The sequence below is a fragment of the Alkalihalophilus pseudofirmus OF4 genome, assembly GCF_000005825.2.
Taxonomy (GTDB): domain Bacteria; phylum Bacillota; class Bacilli; order Bacillales; family Bacillaceae_D; genus Alkalihalophilus; species Alkalihalophilus pseudofirmus.
In genome coordinates, this window is the sequence record NC_013791.2 from 1,183,421 (window position 1) to 1,207,565 (window position 24,145).

General features: G+C 40.4%; 22 protein-coding genes, 5 tRNA genes and 1 other RNA gene. 20 read left to right on the top strand and 8 right to left on the bottom strand.

All coding sequences use genetic code 11. The features are described 5' to 3' along the window. Positions 1–66 precede the first annotated feature (66 nt). On the bottom strand, positions 67–1,611 hold the full coding sequence (ppx, locus tag BPOF4_RS05915) for an exopolyphosphatase (RefSeq protein ID WP_012958175.1): 1,545 nt from the start codon (positions 1,609–1,611) through the stop codon (positions 67–69). Positions 1,612–1,897: 286 nt separating this feature from the next. On the opposite strand from ppx, the gene BPOF4_RS05920 reads away from it, so the two are divergent. The 5 genes from BPOF4_RS05920 (at position 1,898) to BPOF4_RS05940 (ending at position 6,062) form a co-directional block, all read left to right on the top strand. Further along, the gene (locus BPOF4_RS05920; protein ID WP_012958176.1) at positions 1,898–2,695 is read left to right on the top strand and encodes a metal ABC transporter ATP-binding protein; all 798 of its coding nucleotides are present in this window, start codon (positions 1,898–1,900) and stop codon (positions 2,693–2,695) included. Between the two features lie 3 nt (positions 2,696–2,698). Further along, positions 2,699–3,568, top strand: coding sequence for a metal ABC transporter permease (locus BPOF4_RS05925; protein ID WP_012958177.1), 870 nt, complete (start codon positions 2,699–2,701; stop codon positions 3,566–3,568). Positions 3,569–4,445: 877 nt separating this feature from the next. Continuing rightward, positions 4,446–5,306 (top strand): metal ABC transporter permease, encoded by an 861-nt coding sequence (locus BPOF4_RS05930; protein ID WP_012958178.1) that lies wholly within the window; start codon positions 4,446–4,448, stop codon positions 5,304–5,306. After that, positions 5,296–5,709, top strand: coding sequence for a Fur family transcriptional regulator (locus tag BPOF4_RS05935; protein ID WP_012958179.1), 414 nt, complete (start codon positions 5,296–5,298; stop codon positions 5,707–5,709). Before BPOF4_RS05930 ends, BPOF4_RS05935 begins: the two co-directional genes overlap by 11 nt. 134 nt (positions 5,710–5,843) lie before the next feature. Continuing rightward, positions 5,844–6,062, top strand: a complete 219-nt coding sequence (locus BPOF4_RS05940; protein WP_012958180.1) for a DUF1540 domain-containing protein — start codon at positions 5,844–5,846, stop codon at positions 6,060–6,062. Positions 6,063–6,111: 49 nt separating this feature from the next. Here BPOF4_RS05940 and BPOF4_RS05945 read toward each other — a convergent pair whose 3' ends face one another. Further along, positions 6,112–6,696 carry a 5' nucleotidase, NT5C type gene (locus BPOF4_RS05945; protein WP_012958181.1) on the bottom strand — a complete coding sequence of 195 codons (585 nt, stop codon included), beginning with the start codon at positions 6,694–6,696 and terminating at the stop codon, positions 6,112–6,114. Between the two features lie 188 nt (positions 6,697–6,884). Here BPOF4_RS05945 and BPOF4_RS05950 point away from each other — a divergent pair, with 188 nt between their 5' ends. After that, on the top strand, positions 6,885–7,421 hold the full coding sequence (locus tag BPOF4_RS05950) for a DUF4190 domain-containing protein (RefSeq protein ID WP_012958182.1): 537 nt from the start codon (positions 6,885–6,887) through the stop codon (positions 7,419–7,421). A gap of 86 nt (positions 7,422–7,507) precedes the next feature. Here BPOF4_RS05950 and ispG read toward each other — a convergent pair whose 3' ends face one another. Beyond that, entirely contained in the window at positions 7,508–8,611 is a 1,104-nt protein-coding gene (ispG, locus tag BPOF4_RS05955) for a flavodoxin-dependent (E)-4-hydroxy-3-methylbut-2-enyl-diphosphate synthase (protein ID WP_012958183.1), read from the bottom strand. A 110-nt stretch (positions 8,612–8,721) separates the two neighbouring features. Beyond that, positions 8,722–9,093, bottom strand: coding sequence for a hypothetical protein (locus BPOF4_RS05960; protein ID WP_012958184.1), 372 nt, complete (start codon positions 9,091–9,093; stop codon positions 8,722–8,724). A 117-nt stretch (positions 9,094–9,210) separates the two neighbouring features. Here BPOF4_RS05960 and BPOF4_RS05965 point away from each other — a divergent pair, with 117 nt between their 5' ends. From BPOF4_RS05965 to BPOF4_RS05975, 3 genes are all read left to right on the top strand, one after another. Next, positions 9,211–10,461 carry an MFS transporter gene (locus BPOF4_RS05965; protein ID WP_081457631.1) on the top strand — a complete coding sequence of 417 codons (1,251 nt, stop codon included), beginning with the start codon at positions 9,211–9,213 and terminating at the stop codon, positions 10,459–10,461. A gap of 151 nt (positions 10,462–10,612) precedes the next feature. After that, positions 10,613–11,506, top strand: coding sequence for a DUF1002 domain-containing protein (locus tag BPOF4_RS05970; RefSeq protein WP_041822279.1), 894 nt, complete (start codon positions 10,613–10,615; stop codon positions 11,504–11,506). 299 nt (positions 11,507–11,805) lie between these two features. Further along, positions 11,806–12,459: an NfeD family protein gene (locus tag BPOF4_RS05975; RefSeq protein WP_012958188.1), complete on the top strand. Its 654-nt coding sequence runs from the start codon at positions 11,806–11,808 to the stop codon at positions 12,457–12,459. Between the two features lie 9 nt (positions 12,460–12,468). Here BPOF4_RS05975 and BPOF4_RS05980 read toward each other — a convergent pair whose 3' ends face one another. After that, positions 12,469–13,239 carry a DUF1189 domain-containing protein gene (locus BPOF4_RS05980; protein ID WP_012958189.1) on the bottom strand — a complete coding sequence of 257 codons (771 nt, stop codon included), beginning with the start codon at positions 13,237–13,239 and terminating at the stop codon, positions 12,469–12,471. Positions 13,240–13,476: 237 nt separating this feature from the next. Here BPOF4_RS05980 and BPOF4_RS05985 point away from each other — a divergent pair, with 237 nt between their 5' ends. The 6 genes from BPOF4_RS05985 to BPOF4_RS06010 all read left to right on the top strand — a co-directional run bounded on the left by BPOF4_RS05985 (position 13,477) and on the right by BPOF4_RS06010 (position 15,823). Next, entirely contained in the window at positions 13,477–15,102 is a 1,626-nt protein-coding gene (locus tag BPOF4_RS05985) for a Na/Pi cotransporter family protein (RefSeq protein WP_012958190.1), read from the top strand. A gap of 278 nt (positions 15,103–15,380) precedes the next feature. Further along, positions 15,381–15,455 (top strand) — tRNA-Asn (locus tag BPOF4_RS05990). 4 nt (positions 15,456–15,459) lie between these two features. After that, positions 15,460–15,533 (top strand) — tRNA-Met (locus tag BPOF4_RS05995). Positions 15,534–15,558: 25 nt separating this feature from the next. Then, a tRNA-His gene (locus tag BPOF4_RS06000) sits at positions 15,559–15,631 on the top strand. A gap of 8 nt (positions 15,632–15,639) precedes the next feature. Beyond that, positions 15,640–15,716 (top strand) — tRNA-Ile (locus tag BPOF4_RS06005). 14 nt (positions 15,717–15,730) lie between these two features. Further along, positions 15,731–15,823 (top strand) — tRNA-Ser (locus tag BPOF4_RS06010). Positions 15,824–16,166: 343 nt separating this feature from the next. Here the strand turns inward: BPOF4_RS06010 and BPOF4_RS06015 are convergent. Next, positions 16,167–16,979 carry an undecaprenyl-diphosphate phosphatase gene (locus BPOF4_RS06015; RefSeq protein ID WP_012958191.1) on the bottom strand — a complete coding sequence of 271 codons (813 nt, stop codon included), beginning with the start codon at positions 16,977–16,979 and terminating at the stop codon, positions 16,167–16,169. 269 nt (positions 16,980–17,248) lie between these two features. Between BPOF4_RS06015 and BPOF4_RS06020 the strand changes: the two genes are divergently transcribed. From BPOF4_RS06020 to BPOF4_RS06030, 4 genes are all read left to right on the top strand, one after another. Next, the gene (locus BPOF4_RS06020; RefSeq protein WP_012958192.1) at positions 17,249–17,857 is read left to right on the top strand and encodes a superoxide dismutase; all 609 of its coding nucleotides are present in this window, start codon (positions 17,249–17,251) and stop codon (positions 17,855–17,857) included. A 503-nt stretch (positions 17,858–18,360) separates the two neighbouring features. Beyond that, the gene (locus tag BPOF4_RS06025; RefSeq protein ID WP_012958193.1) at positions 18,361–19,656 is read left to right on the top strand and encodes an MFS transporter; all 1,296 of its coding nucleotides are present in this window, start codon (positions 18,361–18,363) and stop codon (positions 19,654–19,656) included. A gap of 90 nt (positions 19,657–19,746) precedes the next feature. Next, positions 19,747–19,927: non-coding RNA, 6S RNA (gene ssrS, locus BPOF4_RS21570), on the top strand. A gap of 112 nt (positions 19,928–20,039) precedes the next feature. Further along, positions 20,040–22,106, top strand: coding sequence for a peptidoglycan D,D-transpeptidase FtsI family protein (locus BPOF4_RS06030; protein WP_012958194.1), 2,067 nt, complete (start codon positions 20,040–20,042; stop codon positions 22,104–22,106). A gap of 45 nt (positions 22,107–22,151) precedes the next feature. On the opposite strand, the gene BPOF4_RS21145 is transcribed toward BPOF4_RS06030, so the two are convergent. Next, entirely contained in the window at positions 22,152–22,679 is a 528-nt protein-coding gene (locus BPOF4_RS21145; RefSeq protein ID WP_012958195.1) for an MltG/YceG/YrrL family protein, read from the bottom strand. A 4-nt stretch (positions 22,680–22,683) separates the two neighbouring features. Next, on the bottom strand, positions 22,684–23,043 hold the full coding sequence (locus tag BPOF4_RS06040; protein ID WP_012958196.1) for a hypothetical protein: 360 nt from the start codon (positions 23,041–23,043) through the stop codon (positions 22,684–22,686). Positions 23,044–23,406: 363 nt separating this feature from the next. On the opposite strand from BPOF4_RS06040, the gene BPOF4_RS06045 reads away from it, so the two are divergent. After that, positions 23,407–24,144 carry a DUF4912 domain-containing protein gene (locus tag BPOF4_RS06045; protein WP_012958197.1) on the top strand — a complete coding sequence of 246 codons (738 nt, stop codon included), beginning with the start codon at positions 23,407–23,409 and terminating at the stop codon, positions 24,142–24,144. Position 24,145: the final 1 nt, after the last annotated feature.

Sequence of the window (24,145 nt, forward strand, 5' to 3'; positions counted from 1 at the left end):
TCGTTCTGCACTGTCCTCTTACAGTTTATCAGCTGAATGTAAATAGTATGTTAAGATTAGCCGTGTCTAAAGCTCAAAGGGTACAAATTCGAGCTTAATATTCTCATTAATTACACGTTCAAGATGTTTCTTATGCTTAAGGGCATATTCCTGTTCAAATGAACAATCATGTTTGTAATAAATGGTCAACTCATAAGACGAGCTGTCTTTTTTCAGCTCACCTAATTCACATATTAAGTGACGGCCTGTTTTGTTTAGACTGTATGCCAGCTTCATTAATGACCCTAAAAACTCATAGCTCTTTAATTGTTTTTTTGTTACAAGTTTTTTGTATGGATGAGTGTACCGTGTGAGTGCTGACTTAGATTTAAAGGAGGAAATACAGGCAGTTGCCAAACGCTCTTTGTGGCTTAACCCGTCAACCGTCATATTCGTCAACAAATAAAAGGTATTCTGGCTGCTAGCTTCCTTATTAATAAACTCCCCAATATATAATACCTTCGCACTGTATTTCAATAATGTAAGTGCTTCTGATTCTTCAAGATCAACTGGGCAAAAGTCTTTAAAAAGATGATATAGTTTGGATGCTAAAGTAGTGATATACGTAACATGAAATAAATTAATGTCATAATCGTGGCTTAATTGATGAAAGCTCTCCTCTACAACAATTGGAAATCGGTCAGTTTCCATCGGACGAAGCATTTCTTCATACAGCAGTCCATCTCGTAAACCGCGCCGGCTCATTACAAAGGTTTCTGCCTCTGTATACTCTAAAAAAGTAGTAATCGCAATGGCTGCAGGGACGATAATGTCTGCGCGGTCTTTTGACAGGCCATCAAGAGATTGACGCTCGCTAAGAGACAGATGTGATAGGAGTGCTTCGGTATCTTGTAATTCTTCGGCACTCATCTCGTATTGATGTAAGCCGCCAAGAGGGTATTCATGCTGATGTTGATGGACAAGTGATACGTTTCTTGCGCTGCCCCCTATCCCAATCACATGCTGACTTTTGCAATCCTTTAGCCAAGGGAGCTCTCTAAACTGTCCAAGAACATATTCTTTAATTGATTCAAGCACGTCTTTTGAGGCTTCTTCACCTTTAATAAATTCAGATTGAAGAGTGATCGCTCCAAAAGGAAAACTGTGGTAATGCTTCAACTCTCTATTTTCAAAGTAAGTCACTTCCGTACTGCCTCCGCCGATATCAATGGTGAATCCAGTTTCAATCGCGGTTGAATTGACAACGGCTAAATAACCATAATACGCTTCTTCATATTCAGACAAGATGCGGATATCTATACCGAGCATATCAGATATTAATTCGACAATTGCCTGCTGATTTTCAGCTTGACGTAAGGCTTGTGTACCTACCGTAGCTATTTGAGCAACCTCGTGAAAATTCATCATTTCCTTAAAGCTTAACAAGATTTCAATTAGACGATTTATACCGGTCTCAGTCAGTTCATCAGCCTCATTAAGGTGAGTGCTTAACCTTGCTACTTTCTTTACATTATGTAACTCTTTAAAGCGGCCTTGCGAATCTAATTCTGTTATAACAAGTCGGATGGAGTTAGAACCAATATCGATAATGGCAAAACGTTTCATATTCATGTATCTCATCCTTTCAGATAGTGACATTAAACACCAAATGCCATTGAATAAGTAAAATTCCTTTAATAAAAACAGAGGATAAAATTGGATTATTTCTATTATATCAGATCAGATCCATACGGACGTCTATCTCTAATCAAGTACACCCACAGGCAAAAGGGTAGACAGATCTTTATTTTGCTTTATAATGAGAAAAGATTGCTTATAAATCGGAACGGTTCTGACTATTTAATGAACCGATTATGGATAAACTGGTAATAGTACTTTTAAAGTGGGAGGGAGAACAATGCCTGCAACGACACTTACAAAATCAGAGACACAAGTTCAGACGATCGTTGAAATTAAGGATGTGTCTTTCCGTTATGGTAACCGAGTGGTCTTAGAAAATATTACACTTCCTATAAAAAAGGGAGCATTTTTAGGGTTGGTTGGTCCAAATGGTTCCGGAAAATCAACCTTAATTAAAACGATATTAGGGCTGAAAAAACCTCAAAGCGGAGAAGTGTATTTATTTGGGGAGCGTGTAGATAAGTTTAAGAAATGGGATAAGATCGGCTTTGTATCTCAGAAAGCAAACAGTTTTAATTCAGGTTTCCCCGCAACCGTATTTGAAGTTGTTTCTATGGGGTTATACGGAAAAGTAGGCTTATTCCGTTTTCTAAATCGTAATCATAAAGAAAAAGTTCGTCAAGCGATTAAAAGTGTAGGGATGACTGAATATTTGAACCAAAATATAGGAGAGTTGTCAGGTGGGCAGCAGCAGCGCGTATTTATTGCACGTGCACTTGTAAGTGATCCAGAACTTCTCATTCTTGATGAGCCTACAGTCGGGGTAGATGCGAAAAGCGTCAAATCTTTTTATGATATGTTGAGTCATTTAAATCGTGAAAAAGGGATCACCCTTTTAATGGTTACTCATGATATTGGTGCAATGACAGATCATGTTACAAATGTAGCTTGCTTAAATAAAAACTTGCATTTTCATGGCGGACCTAAAGAATTTGAAGAAAATCAAGATCTTTCTGCTATCTACGGCCATGATGTTCATTTGTTGACACATAATCATAGTCATGGAGGTCATTAATCAATGCTTGAGGCGTTTTTTCGGTATGAATTTTTACAGAACGCTTTCTTTACTGGAGTGATGATAGGGCTCTTAGCACCCATGCTAGGTGTTTTTTTGGTTGTTAGAAGATTATCACTGATCGCTGATGCCCTGAGCCATATTACTCTTTCCGGTATTGCAGCGAGTTTGTTGCTCGGAAAGCATGTTGTGTTCTTTCAAGGGCTAAACCCTCTTTACATGGGAATGGTTTTCTCAGTTGGGGGAGCTTTGTTAATCGAGCAATTAAGAAGCGTTTATCAATATTATAAAGAAATTGCTATTCCTATTATTTTATCTGGAGGGATTGGGTTAGGGGTAGTGTTTATTTCGCTTGCATATGGGTTTAATAATGATTTATTTAATTACCTGTTTGGGAGTGTTATTGCTGTTACTCGTTCTGATTTGTGGACGATTTTAGGTGTGACTATTGTTGTTTTAGTTGTGTTAACACTATTTTATAAGGAATTATTTTTCTTGTCCTTTGATGAAGAACAAGCTGTCGTATCTGGTTTGAACCGGAAGCTGGTTCATTTTATTTTTATTGTCATGGTTGCACTTGTGATCGCTGCATCTATGAGAATTGTTGGAATTTTGCTTGTCTCCTCCTTAATGACTCTTCCGGTGGCCGCTGCTATGCGTTTTGCCAAAGGGTTTAAGCAGATGTTCGTCTATTCTATTTTATTTGGGCAAATCTCTGTCATTGGCGGCTTAATTTTAGCTTATCAGCTAGACTTAGCGCCAGGCGGTACGATCGTTATATTAGCTGTCCTGATTTTAATCGGCTCAATAGCAGTTGATAAGATGATGGGAGCACGCCAGATTAATTGGAAGCGAGCGTATGGGAAGAAATAAAGCTGGGTTATAGCTTCTTTCAGAAATGTCTGGAATGATGTAGTTATAAATTCAGTACTCAAACATGGGGTATAGCGGATTCGTCACTTCTGAACTATACTACGCTTTCCGTGTGGAGCTGGTGAGCTTCCTTGGGCTTGGGCCCTGTGGGATCTCACTCCTGCTCTAGTCTTCGCAGAAGTCTCGTATATTTCATCCGCTGGGTTACTTGCATTTTATGTGGGGGATGAAGTTATAGCTTTAAGTTTAATTAGTAAGTGTGTTAAACATGGGTTATAGCATAGTCTTCGCTCCTGAAATATGCTTCGCTTTCCGCGGTGAGCTGCTGAGCTTCCTCGGGCTTTGGCCCTGCGGGATCTCAGCCCTGCTCTAGGCACCGCTGGAGTCTACGCATATTTCATCCGCTGGCTTGTTGCATTTTGTAATGATTATGTGAAGGATTTAGTTATGGTTCAGGTCAAATTAATAAAAGCAGACATCTTTGGGTTCATCTGCTAAGATCACTGAACAGCTGCTTATTATGTGGGTGCACAATATAACATCCTTCCTCTGTTGATTGGAGCGGAAGGCGCCGACTCCAGCGGGATGCGCGTGACCAGGGAGACCCCACAGGAGCGCGTAGCGACGAGGAGGCTCCCGGGCAGCCCGCGGAAAGCGTGCACCTGCAGCATATATCAACAACTACTGCAGGGAGGTTTTACGTTTATTTGCATTAATTGTGTTGAAAAGATGGTAGGTCTCATAGGAGTGAATGCAACGAGGAGGCTCCGGGTCCGCCCGTTGAACACAAGCACCTGCAGCGGAAATCAACAAATTCTTTAAGTCGAGACTTTTTCATGGGTGTTGCAGGGCATTCAATGAAGGTAGGAGATACATCATGCAGGAATTATTATTGGATTTAACATTTATAGAACGCGGAGTGTTAGCAGGAGTTTTGATTGCTCTTATTTGTCCGATTGTGGGTGCTTTTTTGATGGTCAGAAGAGTTTCGATCATTTCTGAATCACTATCTCATATCACCCTAACAGGAATCTCTGCTGGAGTTTTATTAGGATCGACAACGATGATTTTTAGTGATTTAAACCCTATGTATGCAGGACTTATCTTCGCTGTTGCCGGCTCTTTGCTTATTGAAAAGCTGCGTGATCTTTATAAACACTTTCAAGAGCTTGCTATCCCTATTATTTTATCTGCTGGTGTAGGGTTAAGTGCCATTTTTATGAGCTTGTCTCAATCAGGGTATAATGAATGGTATGCGTATTTATTTGGAAGTATTGTTAGTGTAAGCCGCGAAGATTTACAATTTATTATTTATACAGCACTCATTGTGATTGGTATCGTTATTTTATTTTATAAAGAGTTTATATCCATTTCTTTTGATCAAGAATATGCTACGGTCTCAGGGATCTCAGTCCGTTTTATGAATCAAGTATTCGCGATACTCGTCGCGTTTATTATTGCGATGTCAATGAAGGTTGTGGGGATTTTACTTGTAGGTGCAATGATTGTATTGCCTGTGGCTACAAGCATTCATCTCTCTAAAAGCTTTAAACAAGTGATTGGGTTTGGAATCCTATTTGCTCAGATTGCTATGTTATCTGGAGTCTATTTCTCTTATCAATTTAATATTGCCACTGGCGGGATGATTGTTGTAATGGGGATGTTACAGCTTGTGATCGTAATGGGTGTTAAAAAGATCATCAATGAGTGGCAAAGGAGGGCTAAACGTGAATATTGATCAAGCAATGACGGTATTAAAAAATAAAGGATATAAGCATACAGATAAGAGAGCGGATATGCTGAAGCTTTTTGCAGACCAAAAAAGGTACTTATCGGCAAAAGATGTATTAGAAAGTCTTCAAGATGAGTATCCTGGTTTAAGCTTTGATACCATTTACCGTAACCTTTCGTTGTTTAGTGACTTAAATATATTAGAAGCTACGGAACTTGATGGAGAAAAACGCTTCCGCTTTAGCTGTGCCACAAGTGAACATCATCATCATCTTATTTGTCTTGATTGTGGTAAAACAAAGCACATTCATAGCTGTCCGATGGATTCACTTGATACAATGTATCCTGATTTTGAAGTGACCGGTCATAAATTTGAGATCTATGGAAAATGTGAGGAGTGCAGATCGTAGCATTGGAATTAAATATAATGAAACACAATGAAGCCCTCGCTTTAAGCGGGGGTTTTTTCATGGGAAGAGCCCCATCAATTTACTGGTTTCTTTATTTGGTTTGTGAAACATGCTAGTAGCAGGAGGGATGCTTAATGGCAAATCCAATTGTAAAATGCAATGTAGCAAACTGTGCGTTTTGGGGAGAAGGGAATCGGTGTCAGGCAGAATCAATCCTAGTGGAGATCGACAGCCATGCAGATAGGAATTATCACATGGAAGCTAGTGATGAGCCTTATGCGGATGCACTGCATCGAGATGCAGCAGATAAAAGCGCTGAAACCTGCTGTCATACATTCCGTCCGAAAAAGTAAGACAAAAAGACGAAACGATGCGTTTCGTCTTTTTGTCATGGAGTTCTTATTAGTTTTCTGCAGTCTCAAGCATCCATTGATCAACCCAATCCTTTGCTTCCTGCCAAGTGTGGGCGCGAATCACATTTTTAGGAGCGCTTAATCGGTTATATGGGGTATCCATTAAAATAACAGGAATATTAAATTCTTCTGCAATCATGACCGCATTATCATGCTTGTCTTCAAAGAAAATATCTAATTTATGTTCTCTGACTGCATCTAATTTATCGTGCTTGCCGACAAGTTCAATGTGATCGAAGGGAACTTGATTAGAGACAAACCAATCCTTTGTAATTTCATCAAGGTGTTGTCTTCTTGCAGTGATATAAATCAAATCATGCTGTCTAGACCAATTATGAAGAATATTTTCAGCATAAGGTGCAAGCTTCGCTTCACTATAAATGGTTCCTTCATGTTTAGTCATCCAGTCCCAAAATTCTTTTTCCGAGATCTTAAGAATTGATGTTAAATCGTATTGTGTAAGGTCGTCTAAAGTGAGTGACTGCTTAAAATGTTTATTTAAGTGTGGAACAAACGTATTAGGATCTGTGACTGTTCCATCTATATCCAATCCAAATCTCTTCTTAGTTGTCATATGGTTCACCTCATAGCTCAGTATTCGTAAAGATTTATTCAAACTTCTTTATTCTATACCTACCTTACACGAAAGAGGGGAGGGAAGTCTAGATCATTTCCTGCACTTGTAAAGATTAACTCCGATAATTTTACGTGCTGGCGTCATACTATTACTGCTCCCACAAAATTTGAAAGTGAGGGATTCGTATGGCAGATGATAAGCATCCAAAAGATGAACCCATTCGCTTGTTGGATGAGGATGATCGTTCTTTAACTTTGGTAAATAACCATGTTGAAGGACGAGATGATGACCGTGACCTTTCACTAGCGTTATCAGAAGAAGAACGAGAGGCAGAAAATCATGCTGAGGTAGAAGAGGAGCCTGTTAACTCAGAATATCCACTTCAACCGAGCTTCCAAGAAGAAAGCGCAGCTGAGTATGCAGCGGTAAATGGAATGGCTGGTGCGCGTCCTTTTGACGAAGACCAAAAGGTTGAGTCAGCAGAACGCAGAGATACAGCTTACAGCAATGAAGATGATGTCACGGCTGGCCGTGGTGTTGGAACCTTTGCGATTGTTCTTTCCATCTTATCGTTATTCTTCTTACCAGTATTGCTTGGAGCAGCTGGGATTGTTATTGGTTTTGTATCACGTCGTATCGGCTCTACCTCGCTCGGTAACTGGGCTATTGGTATCGGGGCTGTGTCGATTTTAATGACCGTCTTTTTCTCGCCGTTTTTTTAGCGGTAGGAGATGTGGGAGCAGGAGTATAACTAATTATCACTCCATAAAGTTATCACTCCATAAGGAAAAAGCATAAGCCTGGTGGCTTATGCTTTTTCTAATTGACGTTGTGCTTCAAAATATTCTTCAGCAATTTTATCAATTTCACGCTTTAATTCCTCGACCATAGTTTCTTCCGGTACTTTACGCACGATTTCACCTTTCATAAACAGCAGTCCTTCACCACGTGCCCCTGCAATGCCGATGTCGGCTTCACGGGCTTCCCCAGGACCATTTACAGCACATCCAAGAACGGCCACTTTAATCGGTGCTTTAATCGTTGAAATATAGTCTTCAACCTCATTTGCAATACTGATAAGGTCAATCTCAATTCGTCCGCAAGTAGGACAAGAGATAAGAGTAGCTGCATTTGACGCTAGTCCAAACGACTTTAACAGCTCTCTGGCAACTTTTACTTCTTCTACAGGGTCTGCACTTAATGAAATACGCACAGTGTTACCTATGCCCATGTTTAAGATGGCTCCGAGGCCAGCAGCACTTTTAATTGTACCAGCAAACAATGTACCTGATTCGGTAATACCTAAGTGAAGCGGGTAGTCAAAAGCTTTCGCTGCTTTTTCATATGCTTCAATAGCAAGATTCACATCAGAGGCTTTCATTGAAACGATGATGTCATGGAAATCCAGGTCTTCTAAAATTTTAATATGATGAAGAGCACTTTCAACCATCCCATCAGCCGTTGGGTAACCGTATTTTTCTAGGATGCGCTTTTCAAGCGATCCAGCATTTACACCGATACGAATCGGAATACCTTTTTCTTTAGCAGCCTTAACAACAGCTTCAACTTTCTCGCGGCGGCCGATATTACCCGGGTTAATACGGATTTTATCTGCTCCGCCTTCAATAGCTTTTAAAGCTAATTTGTAATCAAAATGAATATCAACTACTAGTGGAATAGAGATTTGTGCTTTAATGTCAGCGATAGCTTCCGCTGCACGCATGTCTGGACAAGCGACACGAACAACCTGACAGCCCGCTTCTTCTAATCGTTTAATTTCTGCAACAGTTGCTTCAACGTCATGTGTTTTGGTCGTAGTCATACTTTGAACAACTACTTCATTGTTTCCACCAATCGTCAAATTACCGACCTTAACTGGACGAGTTTTTGTACGATGTGTTAATTCGGTCATTGACCAATCGCTCCTTTTATAACAAAAATGGATTCAGCCATTTTTGCCTAGTCACTCATGAGATACGTATTCATTCTATCAATGAGCGTTTCGATTTGGCAAGAAGAAAGTCATTGATTGCCGTAATAAGGAAACTTATACGTTTCTCCTATTTGAATGTTTTCAGGCTCAATCCCTTGATTCAAGTGTTTGAAATCAAAGATGACTTCTTGAATGGAGGCAGGGAAGGGAACAATTCCTTCATGTAAATGTTCAACAATTGAGAGAACGGTATACCCAGGTTCAACGACCACTTCAACAAATGGTTCTGTAATCACTGGTTCTTCACTTACTTCATTGGTCATGACAGACTCCGCTTCTTCAATTTCAACCGTTTCCTCAGGTGCTGCTGTAAGGCCATTGGGTAAAGTGCCAATCGTTAGATCATAATAAACACTATAAAGGATGATCAGGATAATAAGTCCGAATCCAATCCGTTTCATGCTTGTCCCTCCCTCAGGATCTCCTGCCATTTAGATGAAATATCACACGACAGACAATCGTTCTTTCTATAAGTGTATGTTGATCTTGGAAAAGTATGACAAGCTATTTAAAAATGAATGGACATAAAAAAAGGCGTGGTGAATACATTGAAACAAACAGAGAATGCTCGTCCGTTGTTAGTGCTTACTATAATTGGACTTCTGCCTATTGTGATGGTTCTTGGCAACTCCATGTTCATACCGGTCCTCCCATTTATGCAAGCTGAACTTGGGATATCGACCGCGCAAGCTGGATTAATCTTAACGATCTTTTCTGTTCCTTCTGCACTGTTTATTCCTGTTAGCGGCCTATTGAGTGATCGTTATGGCAGACGAAATATAGTGATGGTTTCATTGCTGATTGTCATGTTAGGGTGCATCATTTCTGGGGCTGGCTCTGTTTTTCAATCGTTTGAAGCGATTCTTGCCGGAAGATTCATTCAAGGGATTGGAGCAGGAGGAGTGACGCCGATTGCGATGGTGCTTGCAGCGGAATTATTTCAAGGAGATAAACGGAATCAAGCGCTAGCATCAATTGAAAGTTTTAATGGGGTTGGAAAAGTGATCAGTCCTGTCATAGGAGGAGCGGTATTACTTGGAGTATGGTATTACAGTTTTGTTGTGTATTTAGCGGCAGCCCTTTTAGCATTTATGGGCTTTTATTTAGTTATTCCGAAAAACGAAGCTGTGCGAGAAGAAAAAGGCAAGGGGATGATCAGAGAAGCAATTCAGTTTATTAAAAGCGAAAGAAATGTTCTGATGCCTATTTTTTTAGCAAGCGGCGCCGGAATGTTTTTGTTGTTCGGATTTCTCTTTTTACTTTCTTATGAATGGGAAGGAATGTATTCTTCTAATGGGTTAATCAAAGGTCTTGTATTAGCGGTACCATTACTTCTTTTAACAGTTTGTTCCCTTTTGACAGGTAAGTATGCTTTGAAAAATGCAGATCAAATTAAAAGGTGTATTTTGACAGGTTTATTGCTTTTCATTTTGGTGGCATTGGTATTTATTTTTACAAGCGGCTTCTTAAGTGATTTACTGCTAACCAGCCTTCTTTCAATCGGACTTGGCTTTCTGTTGCCGGGATGCAGTGCGGCTGTGGCTGCTGTTGTCAATCAGCAGATAAAAGGAATGATCTTTTCCATTTATTCAATGGTCCGTTTTCTTGGCGTTGCTTTTGGACCGTACTTTTTTGGTGTATGGTTAGATGACCGTATGCAAATGAGTTTTAACATCCTACTTTTAGCAGGTGTGACATGTGTGGTTTTAGTATGGAATTGGACGTGTCTGCCAATTGGGAAAACATGTGAAACCCATCAAACTTCATGAGAATGAATAAAAGATAGATCTAAAGTCCCTTTTCTTTTTTCTGTAAAAACTGTTTCCTAATGAGTAGAGCATTCGTTATATAGTTGCTAATAGTTGGTAAATGATGAATGCCGTATGGCCGGTAAGTGGTCAGAATAAAGGAGAGATTAATTTGAAACACTCATGGAAGAAACTGCTGTCGCTTGTTCTCGTGTTTACGTTATTGTATCCAATGCTCTTGCCAGCAGCTGCTTTAGCAGACGCTGCACCTGGAGACGTGATTGTCACATTGGGGGAAAATCTATCACCAGCTGATCGAGAAAAGATTTTAGCTGAAATGAATGAGACTGAAGAGACAGAGATTATTACAGTCAGTAACCAAGAAGAAAGAGAATACTTGGGTGATTATATTAGCTCCTCACAAATTGGTACGCGTGCCTTATCTTCTACAAAGATCACTTTGGCGGAGCAAGGGGCTGGAATCAATGTAGAAACGAATAATATTACATGGGTATCTGAAGGCATGTATGCGAACGCATTAGTAACTGCAGGTGTGGAAGATGCTGAAATTTATGTCACAGCTCCATTCCCTGTTTCAGGGACAGCTGCTTTAACAGGTCTGATTAAAGCGTATGAAATTGCAGCTGAAATTGAGATTCCTGAAGAGCAAAAGCAAGTAGCGAACGAAGAAATGGTCCGTACGGCAGAGCTTGCCGAGTCGATCGGGGTAGAAGAAGCTACTGAACTTATGAACCGAATTAAAGAAGAAATTGCAAATAATCCGGTAGAATCTGAAGAGGATCTTAGAGAACTTATCAGACGGATTGCAGCAGAACTTGGGATTGAACTGACAGAGCAAGAACTTGATGGTCTGGTTTCATTATTCATGCGAATGAAGGACTTAAATATTAACTGGGATCAGGTACAAGATCAAATCTCTAAAGTCCGCGATAACTTAGGTGAATTTTTAGCACGTGAAGACACGCAGAACTTTATTAGTCGTTTTCTAGAAGTGATCGCTCAGTTAATTGAAGCACTTAAAGGACTATTTACATCTGAGGCATAGGAGAGGGAGAGAGTTCCCTCTCTTTTTCTTTTACACAAAACGATAAGGTGTAGTACGATGTATGTAGGCAGGGACTGTCTTTTCGAATGGTTTGACTGACTGTTTTTTCGCTTTTTCAATCATCGCTTTTCCTGTTTTTTTCATTTCAATACCTCCTGAATTGATCTTGTATTATCATGTAGCTGTATGATTATCTTGACCAAGGGAACGATTTAACTATTCATCGTTACATATAACCAAAAAATTGAAACAATTTTTATTTTTTTTCGTATATACATAAAAAGAGGAGGGACGTTTATATGGAATGGCTAGATTCCGCAACAATCGGCTTTTTTGTAGTCTTTTTAGGCACATTATTCTTATTTGGTGAACTTCTTGTTAGAATGAGAGGGATTTTCGCGATACTCGGTGTGGCCATTATGGCTATGTATTTCTCTTATCACCTAGCGGGTGACGTAGGATTTTGGGTTGTCATTCTTTATGTCGTTGGTTTAGCACTGATTATTGTAGATGGTAAAGTAATTACTGATGGGACAGTCGCCTTATTAGGTGTGCTTCTTATGATTACAGGTCTAGCTTTGCCTGCACCAGATTTAATTTATGGTATTTTAGTATCAATGGGCTTTTTAGTAGGTGGGTTTAGTTCCGGTTTATTTTTGAAAGTATTTCCATCTCGTGATCTCTGGGCTCGTCTTACGTTAAAAGACCGTCTGACAGGGGATATGGGGTATAACTCTTTAAGAGAAGATTACCGAGAGCTGGTAGGTAAAGAAGGTAGAACCCTTAGTGCGTTTAGGCCTACGGGAACCGTCGAAATTGAAGATAAGCATTATAGTGCTACAAGCGGGGGACAATGGCTTGAGGCTAATATGACGGTGAAAGTCACTGATGTTGATGGGACACGAATTGTGGTAAAGAAGATTAACGAAGAAAAACCAAGCGATGAGGCCTGATCAGGCTCATCACTTGGTTTTTTGTTTTGGTTTTGGAATAGCGCTTAGCGCATAGACAATCATACAAAGTATAGCCAAAACTAAGAAGTATCCAGGGATGCCCCCTATAAAAACGTCTGCCCAAGCAAATAAGATCACAGGAAGGGTCATCGCATAAGCTGTAATTAACCACATATGACGATACTGAATGTTTTTTCTGGTACCTCTAAATAATAAAGCAACAAAAGCCAAGATTGTTATCCCGAGAAAAGCAAGCCCTAATACGCCGCTGTACATAAGCAATGATATGATAGCGAGCAAGAAAGGGAGGAATCCTTTAATATCAGTTAGCCGTTCGTTAAGCTCTGTGTCACTGACCTCTTGGAGCCCTATTAAAGAATAATTAACAGAATGCGTTGAACCATACCTGAATAGGAGTGCTTCATTCTGTTGAAAAATAATTCCTTCGCCAAGCTGTTCAAGGTCTTGGGTAGTTAATTCATTATTTGGGTCAAGAACAAAAACCCCCTCAGACAGCGATTCGTTTACATAAGGTTGTTCAATTTCTGCTTGCAGTTCACCATTCTTTAGAGAGAAGGGCGGCAAGTCGTTTTCAAGGCTCTCTTCAAGCTGGTTTATGCTGGATACATACGTCATAATAAGAGAGACTATAAAAGGTATACATGCAATAAACACGACAAGTAATACATGAAGCAGTGCTTTAGTGACAGGCTGGAATCTGCTGTATGCTAAAACCTTCTTATCATATAAACTTTTATAAAAAAATTGGAAAGTGCTCATTTTATTCTCCTCTCATACCACCACATATTTTATCTGAAGGCGGTAGTTTCAACAAGTTTCAAATACATGAACAAGTTTAATTTTGGAAAAGCTCGAGCTTATAAAAAAAAATTTTAAAAATCATATTTACAAAATGTTTATAAATGCTTAATAATAGATGGGGTGTCATTGTTGAGGTTTGTCGAAAGTCGAAAAATTAAATAGGAATGACTTTCTAAAATGAGGGGATGAGATTAAGTGGATTTACAGACACTTTTGTTCATGTTTTTTGGGGGCCTCGGGATTTTCCTTTTTGGGATTAAATTTATGGGGGACGGCCTTCAAAAAGTAGCAGGGGAGAGACTGCGTGACTTATTGGACAAGTTTACAACGAACCCTGTTATGGGGGTTTTTGCCGGGTTATTTGTAACAGTATTGCTACAAACAAGTACCGGTACAACAGTTTTAACGATTGGACTCGTAAATGCTGGTTTTATGACATTGAAACAAGCGATCGGTGTCATAATGGGTGCTAACATTGGAACGACAGTAACAGCGTTCATTATTGGTATTAAAATCTCAGCCTACTCACTGCCAATCATTGCTTTAGGGTCTGCCTTGATTTTCTTCTTCAAACAGAAGAAAGTAAATAATTTTGGTCAGGTCATTTTTGGATTTGGTGCATTATTCTACGGGTTAGACCTAATGGGAGAAGGATTAAAGCCATTGCGTGACTTGCAAGCATTTGCTGATTTAACGGTTCAAATGGCAGATAATCCGCTGCTTGGTGTGTTGATTGGTACCATTTTCACAGTTGCCGTCCAAAGTTCCAGCGCATCAATTGGACTCTTGCAGCAACTGTATGATCAAGGAGCGATGACTTTAGATGCTGTTCTTCCTGTATTGTTTGGAGATAATATTGGAACAACTATTACAGCTATCTTAGCTGCTATTGGGGCATCTGTTGCCGCAAAACGTGCAGCGTTAACTCATGTAATTTTTAATTTGATTGGTACTGTAATTGTATTAATTGTTTTCCCACTGTTCTTAAACTTAATAAGTTTCTTAGCGTTAGAACTGGGGTTAAACCGCCCGATGACGATTGCTTTTGCTCATGGTATATTTAACGTTTCGAACACCATAATTCAGCTTCCGTTTGTTGCAGTTCTAGCTGTTATTGTAACGAAGCTTGTACCAGGTGATGAGTATACGGTTGAATACAAAGCGAAGCATCTTGATCCTCGCTTTATCGGCAGATCGCCTGCTATTGCTTTAGGACAAGCCAAGCAAGAGGTTATTCGAATGGCAGATTTCTCTGAAAAAGGGCTCATTGAAGTTAGTCAATACTTAGAGAATGGACAGAAACGTCATGCCGAAATGGCAACACAGTTTGAAAGTGCGATTAATAACCTAGATCGCAAGATCACAGAATATCTTATTCAAATCTCATCACGTTCACTATCGGATCAAGATTCTAAGATGCACTCAATGCTTATGGATACTGTTCGTGATATCGAGCGGATCGGTGATCATATAGAGAATATTGTAGAGCTTAAGGATTATCAAAAAACTCATAAAGTAGTCATGTCAGACACGGCAATCAGTGACTTACGTGAGATGTTTGATTTGACGATCTCTACTTTGCAAGAAGCTATTTCCTCTCTAGACAACGGGGATATTGATCAAGCTCGTTCTGTTCTTGAGAAGGAAGATCTTATTGATAAGATGGAGCGTAAACTCCGTAAACAGCATATTGCCCGGGTGAACGAAGGAAGATGTTCGGGTGCAGCCGGCATTGTGTTTGTTGATATTGTAAGCAACCTAGAACGTATCGGTGACCACTCAGTGAATATCGCTGAAGCGGTTATTGGAGAAGTTCGCTAATGTTTGAGGGCTGTCCAGATAGGGCAGCTCTTTTCCTTTGTATAAATGGAGGAAAGGACGCAATGATAAATTAAATTGCTATAGTTCGTTCATTTTGTAAAATACATTCAGAGTGGCACTTTTTTAGGATGATTTGTGCTATAATTGACAAGCATCAAGCCCAGATTTTGTTTAATTTACTTGTTAGCCCAAAAAATAAAAAAACATATTGACTTTATCTTCAGAGGTTGGTATTATAATTCTTGTCTTCAACAAAAGACAGATGTTACATAATTTATTCCACAGTAGCTCAGTGGTAGAGCAATCGGCTGTTAACCGATCGGTCGTAGGTTCGAGTCCTACCTGTGGAGCCATTATGGCGGTGTAGCTCAGCTGGCTAGAGCGTACGGTTCATACCCGTGAGGTCGGGGGTTCGATCCCCTCCGCCGCTATCCTAATTACATACATAATCAAATGGCGATTGTGGCGAAGTGGTTAACGCACCGGATTGTGGTTCCGGCATTCGTGGGTTCGATTCCCATCAGTCGCCCCTTACATGGACCCTTAGCTCAGTTGGTTAGAGCAGTCGGCTCATAACCGATCGGTCGTAGGTTCGAGTCCTACAGGGTCCACCATTATTTTATATCGCGGAGGAATACCCAAGTCCGGCTGAAGGGATCGGTCTTGAAAACCGACAGGCGGGTTAAACCGCGCGGGGGTTCGAATCCCTCTTCCTCCGCCATACATACTGATAATTGATCTACATAGATAAAGAGCTGCCCCCTCGGGTAGCTCTTTTGTGTTGAATAACTATATTAGGCGAGAACAAATGGAAGCAATTCAGCTCTGAAACGATACAATTTGGTGTAAGAGTGACGCAATTGGAGTTTGAACCGGCGCAATAAAAGCAGAGTGACGCAATTAAGCGATCAACCAATTCAATTCTGTGATCCACCCGCGCAATCACTTCTCTAATTAGCGCATAAACTGATTGAAAACATACAATTAAATTTCCGACCGCTGGGTGACATAACCATACCCGCTTTATTCACCTGCGGCTCTGAATTATGACGATTTCTTAATGTTTAGGTTAAGAATATCCAAGTGATAAGACCAAGTGAAATACAGTACACGGCAAAATAACTTAATTTTGCTTTTTGAACCATGGCAATCAACCACTTAATACTGATAATGGCAAACAAAAATGAAGAAATGAAGGCTAACCATAATTCAAAGCCCACACCGTCTGTAAATTGCCCGATAATCTCAGGAAGTTTTAAAAGGGTAATTCCAGATATAATAGGAATGGAGAGTAAAAAGGAGTAGCGAAGAGCTGTCTCTTTGTTCAAACCGCACCACAGGGCCACAACGAGAGTACTTCCTGCACGTGATATGCCTGGTATGACTGCTAATGCCTGCCCGAGCCCGATTAATACCGCATGCCCCCATGTTATTTCCTTTGGTCCCCTCAATCCCTCATTTACACCATGTTCAATTAAGATTAAAAAGATCCCGGTGATAATCAGAGCAGCGCCGATCGTCGCTGTATTGGTGATGGAGTCTCCAAACCAACCTTCCATCAGCTTACCGACAATCATTGTAATAAGAGTAGAGGCGGCCATTAAAGCAGTAAATCTGAAATCGCCTTCGCTTCGTTGGTCTTTCTTAAAAAGATATTGATAAGAACCCTGTAAAAGCTTCAACACATCTTTTCTAAAATACAATAAAACGGCAAGCAAAGATGCTAAATGCAGAAACACTTCAAATGTTAAGGGGCTATCACTCATATTTATCTTAAGCAGTTTTTCAAAAATGAGGAGATGAGCACTGCTTGAGATGGGAAGAAATTCTGAAATTCCTTGTATAAACCCTATGAATAAAGCTTCAATCCACGACATTAGATCCTCCTTTAAAGCTAAGTTATTACATTCTTATGGGACAAGAAATGAATTTATGATCCATCTTGTTTAAAGGGGTTAGGTAGTGGGAAATGTATAAAGGTGTGCGAAATCGAAAGAATAGTGCATTATCGTTGCAACAAAGAGAAGATTTTGGTAATGTAGAAGCGGAAAGACTTAAGAAACATAACTGTTGATTAAGTCATTTGCCTTTTGGGAAAAGACGTCCCAAGTTACACATGTATTCATTATAAGGAGGAGATTTTGAAATGGCTTACGAATTACCACAATTACCTTACGCAGCAAACGCTCTAGAACCTCATATTGATGAGCAAACAATGAATATTCACCACGGGAAGCATCACAACACTTACATCACTAAATTAAATGCAGCACTTGAAGGACATGATGATCTTCAAAGCAAAAGCATTGAAGAGCTTGTAAGTAACCTTGATGCAGTACCTGAGAACATTCGTGGTGCAGTACGTAACAATGGTGGCGGACATGCTAACCACACTTTCTTCTGGCAAATCCTTAGCCCGAATGGTGGCGGTGCACCAACTGGCGAATTAGCAGATGCAATTAATTCAGAATTTGGCAGCTTTGAAGCATTCAAAGAGAAGTTTGCTGATGCAGGGGCTAACCGTTTCGGTTCTGGTTGGGCATGGCTAATTGTTGATGGCGGAAAGCTTGCTGTTACAAGCACTCCAAACCAAGATACGCCTCTTATGGAAGGTAAAACACCAATCCTAGGATTAGATGTTTGGGAGCACGCTTACTACTTAAACTACCAAAACCGTCGTCCTGACTACATCAACGCATTCTGGAATGTAGTTAACTGGGAAGAGGTTTCAAAACGTTACGCTGAAGCAAAATAATAATTAGAAAAGCAAAGTCCAAGCGGGCTTTGCTTTTTTTTGTGTGGATTGGCTAAACACTCCTTTCCGCTTTTAGATTATCCAGCTTCAAGGGCTATTCGCTCGAGGTTCCTTCCGTCCGTTAAACGAGATCAAAAAGCGACCTCTTATTACCGGCCGTCCAGGACTTGTCGCTCATAAACAAGCCCTTTCCGCTTTTATTTTGTCCAGCTTCAAGGGCTATTCGCTCGAGGTTCCTTCTGTCCGTTAAACGAGGTCAAAAAAGCGACCTCTTATTACCTGCCGTCCAGGATTTGTCGCTCATAAACAAGCCCTTTCCGCTTTTATTTATCCAGCTTCAATGTGCAGCGGCTCGAGGTCTTTTCATTCAAAAACTGTTTGGCAATGGCGGCCAAGCCGGTTTCTGCCTGAAAAGCTTGACGCCGCAAAACACCCCTTTCCGCTTTTATTTTGTATAACGGGTTTTTGTTAAGACACACTACTGAGTAAGGGTGGTGGAGTCGGTGAAGAAGTCTGTTATTCAAAAATTGCTTGGAGATGTAGAGGTAACGAGAGATTTAGTGCTTCTCCTAACGATTGGGGGATTATATGCCCTAAGTATTGCGCTTTCTAATACGTTTGTTAACGTTTATTTGTGGAAGCAGTCAGGGGAGTTTATTGATTTAGCCTTATATAATTTAACGGCTGTTATCTTTCAGCCATTAACATTTATATTAGCCGGAAGGTGGGCGAAGAAAATTGACCGTGTGATTGTGCTTAGGTTAGGGGTCATTTTTCTAGCTGGATTTTATACGACAGTGCTTTTATTAGGTGATGTTGCGAATCATTATTTAGTGATATTAGGTGCGCTGCTCGGTATAGGGTTTGGATTTTACTGGCTTGCCTTTAATGTACTCACATTTGAGATCACTGAACCGGAAACGCGTGATTTCTTTAATGGATTTTTAGGCTTGCTTACGTCCTTTGCAGGCATGATTGGACCGATTGTTTCAGGATATATTATTACAAGGATGGAGCAGTTTACAGGGTATTCCGTCATATTTGGAATATCACTAACTCTTTTTGTAGTAGCTGTTTTAATGAGTTTTCTTTTAAAGAGAAGAGCTGCAGAGGGCAAATTCTTTTTTAGACAAATTCTAGCGGAACGAAAAAATAATGCAAATTGGCGTCATATCCTCCATGCTCACTTTTTTCAAGGGCTTAGAGAAGGGACTTTTATCTTTGTCATTGTTGTTTGGGTATACATTGCAACAGGCAGTGAGTTGGCAATCGGTACGTATGGGCTTGTTGCTTCTGCTGTTCAATTTATAGCCTATTATACTGTTACCAGGTTGATGAAGCCGAGTTTTAGGAAGAAGTCCATTTTAATTGGCGGAGCCATTCTCTATGCTGCGATTTACCTGATTGTCTTTGATTTATCCTTTGCAAAATTAATCATGTATGGAATCGTCATTTCTATTGCGTACCCAATGTTATTAGTACCATATATTTCGCTTACTTATGATGTAATCGGTAAAGGGTGGAAGGCTGCCGAAATGAGGATCGAGTATATTGTCGTCAGGGAAGTGTTTTTAAATAGCGGCCGTATTGTATCTGTGCTGACGTTTATAGGTGCCATACTTTTATTCCCTGAAGAGAAAAGTATTCCTGTTGTACTAGCTATTCTTGGAATCGGTCACTTTATCATTTATTTCTTTGTAAGACATGTACGCTTTTCAAAGCCTGGAGGGGGAGAAAGCTACAGTTTTGCAAGACAGAAAAACGGCGACGGGGGAAGTACAGGAGGCACGAGTGTATAATGTTGCTAATTTGTGAAAGCTTCTCTAGTGGCAGTGAATTCCTTTGACAATAAGTAGGGATATGCTATAATAAATTTACAAATTAAACAGCTTTGCCTGCCGTGTTAGTGAGCTTTTTCTTGTTTCGAACCTTGCGTTTTAAAAGGGAGTTCTACATCGAGCTAATGCCAGCAAGCCAGTTTATGCTGGACGCTGAAATTAGTTCTGCGAACACCCACCTACTTGAGTAGGTTCATGAAACAACTGAAGCAACGGCATTCGCGGGTATATACTTTAGAATGAATTTTAGACACCTTGCTTTAGGTGTCTATTGTCATGTATACAGATAATTGTGTTTTTATTATACAGATTTTTATTATATAAATTAATGAGGGGACTTGCGGATGGGGAAAAATAAACCAAGAAAAAAAGGACATGTGCCAGCAAGGCTGAATATGCTGTTCTTTGCTGTGTTCATTCTTTTTTCAGCATTAATATTACGGTTAGGTATGGTTCAAATCGTTCAAGGTGAAGATTTTGAAAGAGTATTAGATCGTACGAGTAACACGACAGCAAGAATTGATGCTCCTCGCGGGCTTATGTTAGATCGCTACGGTACACCGGTTGTAGAAAATCAGCTTGAACTATCTGTTACATATACAAACCCTTCTAGGCAGACTTCATCAGAGGCGATCTTAGAGGTGGCGCGTGATCTTGAAAAATTAATTGAAGTAGATACGAGCCGGATTACTGAGCGTGACCGTAAAGACTTTTGGCTGTTAATAAACAGTGACAGGCGTTTTGAGCTTGTAACAAAAGAAGAAAGAGCAGAGCTTGAGGGTCCGACAGAAGAATATCAATTAGAACTTGATCGTCTTACGGAGGAACACTTAGCTGAATTAACAGCCCAAGATGAGCGAGTGATGGCGGTCTTTCGTGAGATGTCACGAGGGTATGCGAATACACCTCAACGTATTAAGCGAGGTATTACCGAGGAAGAGGCAAACATTATCAGCGAAAACCTCGATCAGCTTCCTGGTGTAGATATTCTGCGTGACTCGCGTCGTAATTACGTTTTCGGTGAAGCATTTAGAACGATCTTTGGTTCGACAGGATCTATTCCGCGTGAAAAGTTAGACTATTATTTATCACGAGGCTATGACCGTTCTGACATCGTTGGGACGAGTTATTTAGAACTTGAATATGAAGATGTTCTTCGCGGCCAGAAAGCTGTCATGGAAAGCATTACGACGTCAACTAACGGTGAAATTGAGCGCTCGGTTAATGAAAAGCCCGGTCAGCGCGGCAATGATCTTGTACTGACGCTTGATATGGAAATGCAGCAAAAACTTGATGATATTATTTCACAAGAGATTAACAGCAAGGGTGGATCATTCATCAGTCAGCGGACAGCCTATGCCGTGATGATGGACCCAAAAACGGGCGACATTTTAGCAATGTCCGGCTACAGTAACGGTGAGCCGAATGACCAAATTGGAAATGTGACGAAAGCATTTGAAATGGGGTCTTCCGTGAAAGGTGCTTCGGTCTTGGCCGGCTATCAAACAGGTGCTATCAGCCACGGGCAAACGCTTTATGACCGGCCGATTGATTTGCCAGGAACACCGCTCAAGCGTTCATATGTGAATATGGGGTATGTCAATGACATTAAGGCATTAGAGCGTTCATCAAACGTATATATGTTTGAAATTGCGATGCGGATGATGGGTTATAATTATGGCAGCAGCAGAAGCTTTGATACACAAAGAGTAGCAGAAGCATATGATGAAACACGCTATATTTTCAGCCAGTTTGGTCTTGGTGCTGATACAGGCATTGACTTGCCTGGAAGCTCCCGAGGATTAACTGGTCAGAATCGAAACCCTGGTAACCTGCTCGATTTAATGATCGGCCAGTATGATACGTATACGCCGCTTCAGCTTGTACAATATGTTGCAACGATTGCAAACGATGGATACCGTGTGAAACCACGTCTTGTATCAGAAATCCGCGAGCCAAGCTTATCACCGGATGAACCAGGGGCGATCCTGCATAAATTTGAACCGCAGATCTTAAATCGTGTTGATGTATCGGATGCCGATTTAAATCGTGTTCAGCAAGGGTTTTATGCAGTAATGAATGGTTCACAAGGTACTGGTGCAGGCATGTTCAGAAGTGCTTCGTATAACCCTGCAGGAAAAACGGGAACAGCGCAGGTTTCTGTACGAGTCGGAGAAGGTCAAAACCGTCGTTCGATCAGCGGTAATAACCAAGTACTTGTCGGGTATGCACCTTATGATAATCCTGAAGTCGCCTTTGCGATTATTGTACCTTACACCGTGCGAGATAATAGTGCAAACTTTGCTCAATCGATTGGAAAGAAAATGCTTGATGAATACTTTGATTTAAAAGAAGAACGCAATGGTCCGACTAAAGCGGATGTGCCGATTCTTGAAGAAGTAGAAGATTAATAAAATGTAAAAAAAAGCTTGCTACGTTATTCGTAGCAAGCTTTTTTATGTAATACGGTTTGCAATGTCTTGATAACTCATTGCACTGTTGACCTCAAAGTCACCAGCGCGAACTTTTTCAGCTAAGTTATTGCGCTCCAAATAACGTAAAAATTCACTGGCGCTGTCAATAATTTTTGCTTGTTCTAATTGATTAGCTACATCATGAGAGCTAGTCCCAGATGTAATGGATAAAGTCATAGAATAGACATTGACAGTTTCTACAGTGACCGATTCCGGCAAGTTTTCGTCAATCAATGCTTCTTCTTCCGCTGCTGAGTCTTCTTCGGTTGGAGAGTCCATTTCTTCCGTTTGTGGTTCCTCTACAACAGGTTCCTCTGGAGGAGCTTCTGCTGAAACATAATATCCTGCTTCTTGTAAGGCTGTCATCATTTCTGAGATTTCAAGCTCTTCTTGTTCAACAATTGTGACAGGCTCTGCAGTTGCTTCTGGTGAGAGTGCATATGTAACCCAAATAACACCTGCACAAAGAGCAATTCCACCTGCCATGCCGCGTAATGCATGAGGAGACATATTATTACCCCCTTACTGCTGGTTCTTCTCTAGAAGCTACTAATCGTTCTACTTCAAGAGGCGTTAAACCAGTTTTTTCTGCAATGATTTCAAGTGTGAAGCCTTTATCGTGTAATGATTCTACTTCAGCCTGCAATTTTTGAGCGGAGGTTGAACGTGCTTTAGGAACATCTTGTCCGTTCACTAGAAGTTCTTCCTCAAGAATGCGGATCTTTTTCTTTAATTGGTAAATCTCTTGCATGAGCGTAATCGAAAAGTTCTCCATCTGCCGTTCCACTTCTGTTGCCTTGTCTTTTCGAAAGAAAGATAACACAAAAAGGAGGATGGCGATTACTAAGAGAATCATAATTGTCCACTCGATCATCTTACAACCCTTCCCTCTATAAACTAATCTATCATTCTACTCTATTATACACATAGGTAGCTCTTAGGAAAAAGTGGTTTTCGTCCTACTTAATCGACAATTTATGAAAGAAGCGTTTACATTTCAGTGTTTATGCGCTCACTTCCCAAATCTCGACAAAAATTATCGACAAAGTCAGCTAGCGAAATAAGGCGAAAAATTTTTTTGTGGATCGATACGATAGGTGGGGCAGGCTCATGACAAAATCAGACAAATTACCCCTGCTTGTCCCGTAATGTCACGCTCGGTATGATTAATATAACAAGATATGCAACGTATGAAGGGTGATGCATACTATTTTTCTACATCATTGGAGGTGTTTTAGTGATACAAGATATTTTAGCTTTAAGAGAGAAAGGCTTCTCGTTTCGCAAGATTGCAAAGGAGCTTGAAACAACGGTAGGAAAAGTACAGTATTGCTTCAAGAAATATCAAGAAGAACTTCAACAGGAAGGTTCAGAGGATACTAATCAGATGGATGACGCAGCGTTGATACCAGAGATTGATGAAAAAGCAATCGAAGAGGAAGAAGGCAAAAAGATTGAAACCGAAAAGCCTGTTGAAGTGATAAAAGATGTGCAGGTTCATCCATTACCAGCTGCCTATGAACGCGATGAAGTCATGCTGATGCCTAGAACTCCTAATAGTTTGTATGTGTATTGGGAAACACGTGAGTCGACTAGGCGTATGATTGAACATCAATTTAGAGCCCCGTGGCATGAATTAAAAAAGGCAATAAGACTCTATGATGTTACAGCCTTGCTTTTCAATGGCCATAACGCGCATCGTTTTATCGATTCGGATCTGCCGGAGATGACAAACAACTGGTATTTCCATGGTCTATCTGAAAACAGGACTTTTATTGTTGATCTAGGGATTAAAACAAAAGCAGGCACTTTTTTCAGTATCCTGCGCTCTAATCCAATAGATACCCCTAGAGTGAAAGAAGGCATGGAAGGACAATATGTAGAAGCCGTTTATAAATGGCAAACGGGGCAGTCACAAGAACCTGAGTGGCTAGAGCATTTTAGTACGTATTCCTATTATGAATCGACAAAATAAG